Annotated in this window: 11 protein-coding genes; 7 read left to right on the top strand and 4 right to left on the bottom strand. The window is 61.5% G+C overall.

Annotation, left to right across the window (positions count from 1 at the left end; genetic code table 11):
* Positions 1-33 precede the first annotated feature (33 nt).
* From Q0938_RS14490 to Q0938_RS14480, 3 genes are all read right to left on the bottom strand, one after another.
* Entirely contained in the window at positions 34-498 is a 465-nt protein-coding gene (locus tag Q0938_RS14490) for a type IV secretory system conjugative DNA transfer family protein (protein WP_299363703.1), read from the bottom strand.
* 80 nt (positions 499-578) lie between these two features.
* Positions 579-3,725 (bottom strand): multidrug efflux RND transporter permease subunit, encoded by a 3,147-nt coding sequence (locus Q0938_RS14485; RefSeq protein ID WP_299363700.1) that lies wholly within the window; start codon positions 3,723-3,725, stop codon positions 579-581.
* Between the two features lie 11 nt (positions 3,726-3,736).
* The gene (locus Q0938_RS14480) at positions 3,737-4,948 is read right to left on the bottom strand and encodes an efflux RND transporter periplasmic adaptor subunit (RefSeq protein ID WP_299363818.1); all 1,212 of its coding nucleotides are present in this window, start codon (positions 4,946-4,948) and stop codon (positions 3,737-3,739) included.
* Between the two features lie 310 nt (positions 4,949-5,258).
* Between Q0938_RS14480 and Q0938_RS14475 the strand changes: the two genes are divergently transcribed.
* The 5 genes from Q0938_RS14475 to Q0938_RS14455 all read left to right on the top strand — a co-directional run bounded on the left by Q0938_RS14475 (position 5,259) and on the right by Q0938_RS14455 (position 10,068).
* Positions 5,259-5,831: a TetR family transcriptional regulator C-terminal domain-containing protein gene (locus Q0938_RS14475; protein ID WP_299363698.1), complete on the top strand. Its 573-nt coding sequence runs from the start codon at positions 5,259-5,261 to the stop codon at positions 5,829-5,831.
* Positions 5,832-5,849: 18 nt separating this feature from the next.
* Positions 5,850-6,107, top strand: a complete 258-nt coding sequence (locus Q0938_RS14470) for a helix-turn-helix domain-containing protein (RefSeq protein WP_299363695.1) — start codon at positions 5,850-5,852, stop codon at positions 6,105-6,107.
* Positions 6,108-6,555: 448 nt separating this feature from the next.
* Positions 6,556-7,479, top strand: coding sequence for a LysR family transcriptional regulator (locus Q0938_RS14465; RefSeq protein WP_299363693.1), 924 nt, complete (start codon positions 6,556-6,558; stop codon positions 7,477-7,479).
* Between the two features lie 158 nt (positions 7,480-7,637).
* The gene (locus Q0938_RS14460; RefSeq protein WP_299363691.1) at positions 7,638-9,623 is read left to right on the top strand and encodes a conjugal transfer protein TraG; all 1,986 of its coding nucleotides are present in this window, start codon (positions 7,638-7,640) and stop codon (positions 9,621-9,623) included.
* Between the two features lie 10 nt (positions 9,624-9,633).
* On the top strand, positions 9,634-10,068 hold the full coding sequence (locus Q0938_RS14455; RefSeq protein WP_299363689.1) for a CopG family transcriptional regulator: 435 nt from the start codon (positions 9,634-9,636) through the stop codon (positions 10,066-10,068).
* A 60-nt stretch (positions 10,069-10,128) separates the two neighbouring features.
* Here Q0938_RS14455 and Q0938_RS14450 read toward each other — a convergent pair whose 3' ends face one another.
* Positions 10,129-11,043 carry an AraC family transcriptional regulator gene (locus tag Q0938_RS14450; protein WP_299363687.1) on the bottom strand — a complete coding sequence of 305 codons (915 nt, stop codon included), beginning with the start codon at positions 11,041-11,043 and terminating at the stop codon, positions 10,129-10,131.
* A 96-nt stretch (positions 11,044-11,139) separates the two neighbouring features.
* Here Q0938_RS14450 and Q0938_RS14445 point away from each other — a divergent pair, with 96 nt between their 5' ends.
* Positions 11,140-11,901: an SDR family oxidoreductase gene (locus Q0938_RS14445; protein ID WP_299363686.1), complete on the top strand. Its 762-nt coding sequence runs from the start codon at positions 11,140-11,142 to the stop codon at positions 11,899-11,901.
* A gap of 54 nt (positions 11,902-11,955) precedes the next feature.
* A complete protein-coding gene (locus Q0938_RS14440; protein ID WP_299363685.1) occupies positions 11,956-12,903 on the top strand; it encodes an alpha/beta fold hydrolase in 948 nt (315 codons plus the stop codon).
* The last annotated feature ends 163 nt before the right edge of the window (positions 12,904-13,066 follow it).

Here is a 13,066-nt window from a genome sequence, read left to right as displayed (position 1 = left end):
ATTGTCGGGCCGTATCTTCCGGCTCGTCATCCATCACGATGTCGAATTCATTGGACGGGCTGGGCTGCGTGGTTTCCTTGGCATGGCGACGTGATCGGGTAGTGCCGGCTCGCGGCGCAGTCCGCTATTGGCGGCGTCCTTTTCCGCCTTCTGGATCTCGGCAAGTAGGGCAGCATCCGGCTTTTGTGGTTTCAACTCCGTCCAGGCGTCTTTCCGAGTGGTTCGTCTGGTCTTGGCCGGGTCCGGCGGCGGTAGTAGGCGCTCGTTGAAACGCTTGTCCTCGAAGTAACGCGCTTTATTGGCCCGGATCGGCGGGGTCGCCGCGAGCATGACGATTTCATCGTTGAGCGGAAGTTGCATGATCTCGCCGGGCGTCAGAAGCGGACGCGCGGTCTCCGAGCGCGAGACCATCAAATGCCCGAGCCAGGGCGACAGACGATGGCCGGCATAGTTCTTCATCGCCTTCATCTCGGTGGCGGTGCCGAGCGCATCGGACACCCGCTTTGCGGTGCGTTCGTCGTTGGTGGCGACCTTTCTGATTTGGCAGGCCCCGGAAGGGGAGCCGGGGCCTGCCTCTCTTACGGGGCTTCCGCTATTGCTACGGGATCGGCCGGGTCTTGCGGCTGCTTGCGGCCATGACCGACCAGCCTCATCACGAAAACGTAAAAGACCGGCACGAACAGGATCGCCAGCACGGTGGCCGAGATCATCCCGCCGACGACGTTGATGCCGATCGCGTTCTGGCTCGCTGCGCTCGCCCCCGAGGCGATGGCCATCGGAAGCACGCCCATCGTGAAGGCGAGAGACGTCATGATGATCGGCCGGAAGCGCAGCCGCGCGGCCTCGATCGTCGCTTCGATGATATCGCGCCCCTCGGCCACCGCATCCTTGGCGAACTCGACGATCAGGATCGCGTTCTTTGCCGACAGGCCGACGATCGTGATGACCCCGACGACGAAGTAGACGTCATTCGAGAGATTGAAGAGGACGACCGCGGCGACGCAGCCGATGATGCCGAGCGGCACGACCAGCATGACCGAAAGCGGAATCGACCAGCTTCCGTAGAGACCTGCCAGGCAGAGGAAAACGAACAGGACCGAAAGGCCGATCAGGAACGGCGCCTGCGAACCAGACTGGATTTCCTGCAACGATTGCCCGGTCCATTCGAACGCGAAGCCTTCCGGCAGTTCACCGGCCAGACGCTCCATCTCCGCGATAGCGTCTCCTGAGGAGAAGCCCGGTTGAGCTTCGCCGCCAAGGCGCACGGAAGGATAGCCATTGTAGCCGACGATCTGCGTCGCGCCCACCGTCCATTCGACGTTTGCGAAGGCCGAGATCGGAACCATGCCGCCCTGGACGTTTCGCACGTTCAGGCGCAGGATATCGTCCACTTCCATGCGCGCGCGGTCATGCGCCTGCACGATGACGCGCTGCATGCGGCCGTCGTTCGGGAAGTCGTTGACATAGGACGAGCCGAGAGCTGCAGAGATGGTCCGGTTGATCTCGCCGAAACCGACGCCGAACGCGTTTGCCCGCTCACGATCGATCCTCAAACTGAGCTGCGGTCCGGGCTGGAGACCTTCTGTATAGACCATCCCGAGCACCGGGCTTTCAGCCGCGTCTGCGATCAATTGCTCGCTCGCCGCGATGAGCGCATCGTTGCCGAGATTGGCGCGATCCTGAAGGCGGAACGCGAATCCGGCTGACGTGCCGAGCCCGTCGATCGGCGGCGGCGAAATCGCGTAGGCAATCGCGTCGCGGAACTGGTAGAGCCAGCCCGACAGTTCCCCGGACAGTGCATCGGCGCTCTGCTCCTCGCCGCGCTCGCTCCAGTCCTTCAACGTAATGAAGGCAAAGCCCGAGTTCGGCCCCTGACCCGAGAATGAGAAGCCTTGGATGATCAGCACACTTTCGATCGCCTCGTTTGATGCGGCGAATTCCTCCGCCCCGAGCGTGACCTCGCGCAAACGGTTGCTCGTCGCTCCGGAAGGCGCTTGGAAGTCCGCCATGAGATAGCCCTGATCTTCTTGCGGCAGGAACGCGGAGGGAATCTGGAAGTAGGTCCATCCAAGGCCCACGACGAGCGCCAGATAGATGACCATGAATCGCTTGGTGCGGCCGACCAGATAACTAACGCCGTTGGCATAGCCATTCGACGCACGGACGAAACCGCGGTTGAACAAGCCGAACAGACCCTTCCTTGAATGTCCATGTCCTGCCGCTACAGGCTTCAGGAATGTCGCGCAGAGCGCCGGCGTCAGGGAGAGGGCCAGAAAGCCGGAGAACAGGATGGAAGTCACCATCGTCAGCGAGAACTGCTGATAGATGACGCCGACCGCGCCGGGGAAGAACGCCAGCGGCACGAAGACGGCGCAGAGCGCCAGCGTGATCCCCACGATCGCGTTGGAAATCTGCGTCATGGCCTTCTTGGAGGCTTCCTTCGGCGACAAGCCTTCTTCGCTCATGATGCGCTCGACGTTCTCGACGACGACGATGGCGTCGTCGACGAGGATGCCGATCGCGAGAACCATGGCGAACATCGTCAGCACGTTGATCGAGAAGCCCGCCGCCAGCATGATCGCGAGTGTTCCACACAGCGCGATCGGCACGACCAGCGTCGGGATGACGGTGTAGCGGATATTCTGGAGGAATAGGAACATGACCGCGAAGACGAGCGCGACCGCCTCCAGAAGCGTCAGGATGACCTTCTGGATCGAGGCCGAAACGAACGGCGTCGTATCGTAGGGGATATGGTATTCCAGGCCTGCGGGAAACAGGCCGGAAAGACGCTCCATGGTTTCACGGACGCCGTTTGCCGTATCCAGCGCATTGCCTTTCGGCGAGAGCTGGACGCCGATGGCCGCGCTCGGCATACCGTTCAGATAGCTCGAGAAGGCATAGCTCTCCGCGTCCGCCGCGACTTCGGCGACGTCGGACAGGCGCACGAGCGAACCATCCTCGCCGGCGCGAAGAACGATCGACGCGAACTCCGCGGGCGTCTGCAACTGGCCCGTCACCAGAATAGGAGCCTGCGTGCGGTGGCTCGCCGGATTCGGCTCGGCGCCGATCGATCCGGCGGCAACCTGGGCGTTTTGCTCCTGAATGGCGTCGGTGACATCCGTCATGGACAGGTTGAGCCCGACGAGCTTGTCGGGATCGACCCAGACCCGCATCGCCCGCTCCGTGGCGAACAACTGCGCGCGGCCGACACCCGGAACGCGGCGAACCTCGTTCAGGATGTTGCGCGCGATGTAGTCGCCGAGCCCGACTTCATCGAGCGTGCTCGGCTCGCTCGCGGTCAGCGCAACCAGCATCAGGAAGCTGGTTCCCGCTTCCTCGACCTGAATGCCCTGCTGCTGCACCTGCGCCGGAAGCGACGCCTCGACGCGCTTCAGCCGGTTCTGCGTATCCACGACGGCCTGCGAGATTTCCGTGCCGGTCTCGAACGTCACGTTGATCGAAACCGATCCGGTCGAGTCGCTGGTCGATTCGAAGTACAGGAGTCCCGGAATGCCGTTCAGTTCCTCCTCGATCGGATTGGTGACCTGCCGATACAGGTCCTCCGTCGATGCGCCGGGAAACATCGTGGCGATCGTGATCTGCGGCGGAGCGACGCTGGGATATTGCGCAACCGGCAGGTTGGGCAATGCGAGGACGCCCGCCAGGACGATGAAGATCGAGATGACCCAGGCGAGAACCGGGTTGTCGATAAAGAAGCGTGCCATTTCGAGGGTTCCTAGCGGCCTGATGCCGTCGTTTCGTCCGCGTCGGCGGTGCTTGGGGATTGCTGCCGCTCGGTCAATGCATCGACCCATGGAACAGGTTCGACCGGTGCGCCGGGGCCGGTCTTCTGAAAGCCGTCGAGGATGACGCTCTCACCTTCTTCGAGGCCGCTCGCAATGATGGTGCGACCCGACTCGACCCGCCCGAGCGTGACGGGTCTGTCCACGACGATGTTGTCTTCGCCAACAATCCATAGCGACGCGTTGCCGCTACCGTCGCGCCGGACCGCCTGGTTCGGGATCGCAATGGCATTGCCATCGACCCCCTGTTCGACACGTACCCTCACATAGAGACCCGAAAGCAACGTGCCATCCGGGTTCGGGAACTCCGCGCGAAGCGTGACCTGCCCGCTCGAACGCTCCACCGTCGCCTCGGAGAACAGGAGCCGCCCGGCGTGCGGATATTGCGACCCGTCGTCGAGCATCAGATGCACCTGCCCAACGCCGGGCTCGATCTCCTCCAAAGACCCGTCGCGCAGCGCCGCGCGCAGACGCATCATCTCGCTGACCGGTTGCTGGATGTCGGCATAGACCGGGTCGATCTGCTGGATCGTTGCAAGCGGCTCGCCCCCGGACGACGACACCAGGGCGCCTTCCGTGACCATGGCCCGCCCGATCTGCCCCGTTATCGGCGCTGTCACGGTCGCATAGGCGAGATTGATTTCGGCCGCGCGAAGCGTCGCCCGCGCCGAGGCCAGATCGGCTTCAGCCTGTCGCTCGTTGGCGACCGCGTTTTCAAAGCTGGCCTGACTGGTCGCATTTCGAGACACGAGAACACGGGCTCGCTCGGCCTCTTGCCGGGCGCGCAGAAGCTGGGCCTCCGCGCGGGCAATGCCGGCCTGCGCGGCTTCGACCTCGACCTCGAACATGACCGGATCGATCCGAAACAGGGGATCGCCTTCCTTCACGAATGTTCCCTGCTCGAAAACCCGTTCGACGATGATCCCACCGACACGTGGACGCACCTCGGAAATACGAACAGGCGAGATACGTCCAGGCAGTTCGGACAGGACCGGGATGGCCTCGCGCGTGGAAATGACGACGCCGACTTCGCTCGGCGGCATCTCTTCGGCCGCTTCCATCGCGCTGGCCGAGCCGTCTTCGCGACACCCGGCAAGCATCATAAATGCGACGGCAAATCCAAGGAGGCACGACAATTTGTTCATTTCATTCAACCCGCAAGGTCTTCGACCGACAGTGTTCATTTTCCTTCCGAGGTCCCGTTGACTTCGGAGCACACCAGATAAGCAACCCCCTGCGACAGGCGCTTCGTTGGTCATCCGACAGCCTGTCGGCCTCCGGCACATGGCAACATCGGCTCCCGACCGGCGAAGACGGCTGTCCGTTTCGGAGATTGCTTGACCTGGATTGATATGCTCATCTTAAGGGACTGGACCGGAGCTGGACATATGTCCATATTGGACGCATGTCCAGCTTAATCGCGCAAATTTTCCCTGGAGATCGCGAATGACTTACATGAGCAAGGACGAAAGGCGGTCCAGCATCATCAATGCAGCAGTCGAGATCGCCTTGACGAAAGGTCTGACCGGCGCAACGGTTCGGGCCGTCGCGAAGGCGATCGACGCCTCACCCGGCCAGATACATCACCATTTCGCCTCGGCCTCCGATCTGCGCGCTGAAGCTTTCCGGACCGCAATCAACAGGGTTGCCGTTCCGGGTCCTGACGAACTGGCCGGTATGGTGCCGCTTGACCGGCTGCTCTCGGCTTTGATCGGTGAAGGTCAGGCGTTCGACGTTCAAACCGCGGGTCTCTGGAACGAGGCACTTGCCGTAGCCAGAAAAGACGGGATCGTCCGCAAGGCTGTACGTGGTCTGATGGAGGAGTGCATAGAGAGCATTAAGGAGATAATCGAAAAAGGACAATCGACTGGCGATTTCCGAAAGGACGTAAAGCCCGGCGAGGTTGCCACTCGGCTGGTGGCCGTCGCAATGGGTCTTGATCTGTTGGCGAGCCTGGAACTCGAAACCCGCGCGTCCAGCGAGGAGATCAAGGACCTTGTGGCCCGAGGACTCCTTGAGAATCAATGAGCCTCAACGACCGGGAGCATGAAGACGTTCTCGATTACTGCGAAGAAACAACATCGGTTTCATCCCGCGGTGGCCGCAAAGCGCCGGGGCAAGACGTTCGGCCGCCCCCGAGCGATCAGCGACGAAAAGCTCGATCAGATCGTAGCCGCGCTGGAGGCCGGTGCGACCATGGCGGCCGCCTTGCGCACGTTCGACGTCGCCCGCTCCACTCTAACGGCGCGCTTGCGCGCAGGGAGCCGGATCGTGTCGAGATGCTTGGTGCACGAGAGGCGCTGAGAAGGAGTTCGCCGAGCTGTACCGTGCCGAGCTTTCGATCGTGCGCGGCGATGATGTGCCCACCGTGATCTCGTGCAGATTGAAGCGTACAGATATACTTTCTCTGGACATACGTCCAATATGGACATATGTCCAATACTGTCTTGAACGATTTGGAAGACAACCCGCTTCGTTTCGAGACTTAGCAGCACCCCCTGGTATCGAGCTGTCGACGGCGGCGCGAGGGCGCGAGGAAAGGTTAAGTGTTCTCCGCCCAGCCGCCGTGGCTTGCCCCCTTTCCTTACATGCGCTTGCAAGCAGCGCGAGGTCGGCTTTCAAATGAAATATTCTCCAGTCAGACGCCGTTCTCCAAACAAGCCGCTGGTGCGTTTCGCTGCACCTCGCACCCGGCGAGGATAAGGTGATGCGACGGCGACGATCAGCACCCATGAATGATCGTCCATGGGGGATGCCGACCTCGCTGGGGTCGCGCATCCCCCTCGCATCCCTGATCCAGACACTCGCCGTCGCCGAACATCTCAGCTTCTACCGTGCAGCCCAGGCCCTCGGCACCAGCCAGTCCAACGTCAGTGCAAGGATCAAGGCGCTGGAGCAAGACCTCGGCATTCTCCTGTTCGAGCGCAACACCAGAGGCGTCCGGCTCACTGAGGCCGGGCGGCTCTTTGTCGAGCGGGTCGCCGCCGGCGTCGATCAACTCGATCATGCGGTCAAGACCGCTGGCATGGTGGCGTCGGGAGAGTGCGGCGGCATGCGCATCGGCATCCATGCCCTGACCCCGCGCAGCTTCCTCGCCGAACTGATCGCGCAATATCGCGAAGACCATCCCGGCATCGACGTCGAGATCACCGAGGGTACGGCCCGCGAGGCGATCATGCAGCTTCGCGCCGAGCGGCTGGACGTGGCGTTCGTGGCGGGTGCGCCCGAGTTGCCCGACTGCCATACGCGCCCGATCTGGACCGAACCGCTTGTCGCCGTATTGCCGCAAGATCACCGCCTTGCCGGCCAATCGGCGATCACTTGGTCCGATCTGGTGGGCGAGACATTCCTTGTCCGCCATGGCGGCACTGGCCCGCAGGTTCACGATCATATCGTGCTGCGTCTGGCTGGGCGCTGGCCCGCGCCCTCGATCCTGCGCTTCGATGTGGGGCGGGGAACCTTGCTCTCCATGGTCGGGCAGGGCTTCGGCGTCACCATCGTCGGGGCGGCCACGGCGCTGCTGCCGACGACCGGTGTTGTCTTCCTGTCCTTCGCCGACGAACTCGAGCCGGTTGCCTTCTCCGCCGTCTGGTTGCCGTCCAACGGCAACGCAGCCCTAAAGAGCCTGCTCAACCTCGCAGGCACGATGGGCCGCAAAGGCGATTCGCGCAGCTAGTTGCGCAGTAGTAACAGGGCAGCCGCCAGCATCGACGCAGCCCGTCCTATTTGCCGCCGATAGTATCCGGCAGCCCTCCGGCATCATCTTTCCTGTTGCCTGTCTCGATTTTGCCTACTCTCTGATTGGCCTCCGTCTCTTTGCCGATTGGAGCCCGAATGCGCGGAGGACGAATCCGTTGGGGTCAGATCGCTGTCGTCTTCACCATCGTTCTGGTGATGACGTGGGCAGCGACGCAATGGGTTGCTTTCCGCCTCGGCTTTCAGCCGCAGCTTGGAGCGCCATGGTTCGAGCTGGTTGGCCTGCCGATCTATTACCCCCCGGCCTTCTTCTGGTGGTGGTTTTCCTTCGACGCCTATGCGCCCGCAATTTTCGTCGAGGGCGGCATCATCGCGGTATCGGGCGGCTTCCTCGCCATCGCCGCCGCCATCTTCATGTCGACCATCAGCGCACGGGAGGCGCGCAACGTCGCCACCTATGGTTCGGCGCGATGGGCCGAAGACAAGGAAATCCGCGCGGCCGGATTGCTCGGCCCCGATGGCGTCCTGCTCGGCCGATACGACCGGGACTATCTGCGCCATGACGGTCCCGAGCATGTCCTATGCTTCGCCCCGACCCGGAGCGGCAAGGGCGTCGGATTGGTGGTGCCGACGCTGCTGACATGGCCCGCATCCGCCATCGTGCACGACATAAAGGGCGAGAACTGGACGCTGACAGCGGGCTTTCGTGCAAAGCACGGCCGCGTCCTGCTGTTCGATCCGACCAATGCCAGATCGTCGGCCTACAACCCGCTGCTGGAGGTCCGGCAAGGGGAATGGGAAGTCCGCGACGTTCAGAATATCGCGGATATTCTGGTCGATCCCGAAGGCAGTCTCGACAAGCGCAATCATTGGGAGAAGACTAGCCATAGCTTGCTGGTCGGCGCGATCCTGCATGTTCTCTATGCGGAGAAGGACAAAACCTTGGCGGGTGTCGCCAACTTCCTGTCCGACCCGCGCCGTCCGGTCGAGTCCACCTTGCGCGCCATGATGGACACGCCGCATCTCGGCGAGGCGGGCGTTCATCCCGTCATCGCGTCATCGGCCCGTGAACTGTTGAACAAATCCGAGAACGAACGGTCGGGCGTATTGAGCACTGCCATGTCGTTTCTCGGCCTCTACCGCGATCCCGTGGTGGCGCGGGTGACGGCACGATGCGACTGGCGCATTGCCGATCTGGTTGGCAGCCGCCAGCCCGTCACGCTCTATCTGGTCGTGCCGCCATCCGACATAAACCGCACCAAGCCGCTTATCCGCCTGATCCTCAACCAGATCGGCAGGCGCTTGACCGACGATTTGAACACTTCGGCCAAGCGCCATCGGCTGCTGTTGATGCTGGACGAGTTTCCAGCACTCGGCCGCCTCGACTTCTTTGAATCGGCGCTCGCCTTCATGGCGGGGTATGGAATCAAAGGCTTCCTGATCGCGCAGAGCCTCAACCAGATCGAGCGCGCCTATGGGCCGAACAACGCGATCCTCGACAACTGCCATGTGCGCGTCAGCTTCGCCACCAACGACGAGCGCACCGCCAAGAGGGTGAGCGACGCGCTCGGCACCGCAACCGAGCTGCGCGATTCCACCAACTATGCCGGCCATCGCCTAGCGCCGTGGCTGGGGCATTTGATGGTGTCGCGGCAGGAGACGGCCCGGCCGCTGCTCACGCCCGGCGAGATCATGCAGCTACCGCCAACCGATGAAATCGTCATGGTCGCGGGCACGCCGCCGATCCGCGCCATCAAGGCCCGCTATTTCGAGGACGAGCGGTTGCAGGAACGCATCCTGACACCGCCTGAGTTGCCATCGGCTTCCGCGGCGAAGCAAACAACTGACGATTGGACGAGCCGCGTCATTATGTCTGCGAAAAGACCTGCGACCAGCATCCTCAGCGGGACCGAAAGCGATCCCGACAATGCGGGAATCCGCCGTGAGCCGGATTTGCCCGAGCATGAGGAGATCATCCCACCGCCACCATCGCCTGCTCAGGAGTTCGATTTTTTGGACGATGACCCCGACGTGGACTCGGCCAAAGCCCGCGCACTGCGCTCGCGGATGCGGATGATCGCGCGGCAGGCGTCTATGAATCCAGATGACGGTATCGAGCTTTGAGAGACCGCTGATGACAACCCGTACCCGTATGAATGTCTATTTCGACCCGGACCTGCTCAAACAGGTCGACGCGCTGTCGTTGCGCCGACAGGTATCGAAGTCCGCTATTATCGAGGCAGCCGTCGCGTCCTTCCTGTCGGGCGACACGTCGGATCGGCTGGAAGCAGCCATGTCGCGCCGCCTTGACAAGATCGGCCGACAGGTCGACACGCTAGATGAAGACGTCGCCGTCCTCGGTGAGACCCTTTCTTTGTTTGTCCGCTTCTGGTTGACGATGACCCCTCCGTTGCCGGAAAGCGCGAAGCAATCCTCGCGGATCAAGGGGAATGAGCGGTTCGAGGGCTTCATGCAGAATCTCGGCCGCAGGCTGGCGACTGGCGACAGGTTCCTCAAGGAAATCTCGCGTGAGGTGCCGGCAGAGCAGGCGCCTCATGATGATGATTAGAACGGTGTGAGGAATGCGCGTCGATTCTGGCACTCTTCGGGGAACTGCAAGATGCGTGATTTATGCGGCCTGGCCTCTGGCAGCGAAAGCGCCGGGTGGCGTGCCGACATGTCGCGAGAACGCCATGCTGAAGGAACTGACGGACCCGTATCCGACACGGCTCGCGAGCTCGGCCAATGCGATGTTTCCTCCTATCAGCATGTCCTTTGCCACTGCCATCCGCCAGGCAGTTACATATTCCATAGGCGCTGATCCGACCTCGCAGTTAAAGCGGTGGAAGAAGGTTGAGCGGGACATACCCGCTGCGGCGGCCAAGCCTTGAACGGACAGACTGGCACTGGGGTCGGCGTGGATTTTCCGCAGTGCCAAGGCAAGTCTTCGATCAGCAAGGCCGCGGAGCAAACCTGGTTCTGCCATCGTGCTCTCGACGGAGCGCAGGGCCTCAACCAAAAGCAGCTCCAGAAGCCGCCCGAGCACCATGTCACGGGCCGCGAGATTGCTTTGCGTCTCTTCCTGAATCATCTGGCCAAGCGCAATCAGGCGGCGTTGTGCGCGCACATGGACGACCGCCGGCAGCAGTGAAACGAGCAGCTCCCGGTCCGGCGAGGCAAAGTTGCAGTGGCCCACCAAGCACCGCACCTCGATCGGCGCGTCCTGCTCGCCCAAGCGGAAAATGCCTGGACCAGTCTCCAGCGGCAGATGCGGTGCACCGCTTTGTGGAGGGTTGATGCTTGACATGGTGAAATCGAAAACTTCGGGCACCAGCACAAAGTCCCCCGCTTCAAGTACAAGCGGTGGACGGTTTTGAATCGTCAGCAGACACGTGCCTTCGACCATTGCGCAGTAGAACGGGTTTGTCATGTTCGTACGCGTGACGCGCCAGCGACCACCGCCACTGACAAGCTTGGCGATAGACGGCTCTGGCTTGAGCAATGCGACGACGCTGGCGAGGGGGTCAGTTGTCGAAATGGTCAAGTTTCGGACTTTTGCTGAATGATGATGGACTTATAAATATAGGAAGTCCGGGTATTTTGTCTATCTCTCATCGTACAAACGACAGGAGATACACTCATGCCAAAAATTCTTATCACCGGTGCCTCAACGGGCTTCGGCCTTGCAACAGCAGAGCTATTCCTCGCTCAAGGTTGGGATGTTGTCGCAACCATGCGCACACCGCAGGAACAGACAATGCCGGAGCACGATCGCCTGCAAATCCTGGCCCTCGATGTCACGGATGCAGACAGCATCGCACAAGCCGTTGCAGACGTCGGTGTTGTCGATGCGCTCGTCAACAATGCTGGGGTCGGCATGCTGAACGTGCTGGAGGGCGTAGATATCGCCAAGGCCCGTGAGCTTTTCGAGACCAATGTCATTGGTACGATGGCTATGACTCAGGCTGTTCTGCCGGGCATGCGTGCGCGACAAACCGGTGTCATCGTGAACATCAGTTCCAGCGTCACGCTGCGCCCGTTTCCGGCGCTGTCGGTCTACAGCGCCAGCAAGGCCGCCATTAATACGTTCACGGAAAGCCTCGCCCTTGAGGCAGCGCAGTTCGGCATCCGGATCAGGCTAGTCCTGCCAGGGTCAGCGCCGACGACAGCCTTTGGAAAGAACGCCGTGGCACGCATGGGTATGAACGTCCCGGCGCCCTACGAGGCATTCGTGCAAGACTATTTCGCCACGATGCGCACCTCGACCGAAAAAACAGAGGTTGGCGATGTGGCACAGGCCGTGTGGCGGGCCGTGACAGACCCGGGCGCGCCGATGCGTCTGCCGGCGGGTGCCGATGCCGAAGCAATTTACAATGAGACCGCCGCCGAGGCCAGAAACTGAACGCACTGGACTTTTTGACCCAGCAGCCCGTTGAGGGGCAATGAAGGATGATACATGAACAATCTTATTGATCTGTCACGGTCAATCTCAGCGCCCCCAGCGGCGCTGACCGTAGCCTATACCCCGATCCTCTTGCCGATGGCAGGACGCGCGCCGCTTGAACTGCGTGTGACTGCACCAGCCAAAGGCGATGCCTTGCCCATCGTGCTGCTGTCGCATGGGGCAGGGCCATCAAAGTATATTCCGTCTAAAGATGGCTATGCACCTCTGGCGCAGTTTTGGGCTGAACGCGGTTTTGCCGTGATTCAGCCAACCCATGGAAATTCGCTCGTCGGTGGTCTGCCGCAGGACGCCCCCGGCGCGCCCTACTTCTGGCGCCAACGCGTGACTGAGATTACAGCAATTCTTGACCAACTAAATGAAGTGGAACGGCAGGGGCCAGCAATAGCAGGTCGGCTTGATCATCAGCGTATTGCGGTGGCAGGTCACTCGTTTGGCGGCCATACCGTTAGCTTGCTGCTGGGCGCGCGACTTGCAGGGGAAAGCTTCGCCGACCCGCGGATACGCGCAGGGGTCCTGCTTGCAGCACCAGGTCGGGGCGGAAGCGACCTATTCGCGCAAAGCGCAGCCCGTTTTCCGTTTTTCGACGTGGATTTCACGCTTATGAAAGCGCCCAGTCTGGTGGTCTGCGGCGCTGACGACGCCCCGCACTTCACAGGGCGCGGACCGGAATGGCATGCAGACGCGTTTTACGACAGCCCGGATGCCCAGGCACTTGTCACGGTGTACGGTGTTGGTCATGGATTGGGGGGAATCGCCGGGCTGGATGCGAAGGAAACCGAGATCGAGGCACCTGAGAGCCTTGAAGCGACTCGGCGGTTGACCTTGGCTTGGCTTCGCAACGTCCTGGACGTTGATAAGGATACCTGGCCAGCCGCAATAAGTTCACTCGACGGACCAGCACGTACCTTGGCGAAGGTAACGCTGGCTACCACTCCCTAAGGCCATGATGGCGGTTACCCTATTCTTTCAAAGCGATTAGGTCAGAGGTTGCCGATTGATCCAAAGCTCGACATCCCGCTTCCATCGTAACCGTCCGGTCTAACCGCTCTGCCGCGGTGTGAGAGTGCGGGATAGTGTCCACCATTGATAGTGGACATTGTGG

The organism is uncultured Paracoccus sp. (assembly GCF_947496875.1).
Classification (GTDB): Bacteria; Pseudomonadota; Alphaproteobacteria; order Rhodobacterales; family Rhodobacteraceae; genus Paracoccus.
Note: the sequence above shows the minus strand (reverse complement) of the source record. Positions and strands in the feature narration are given on the sequence as shown.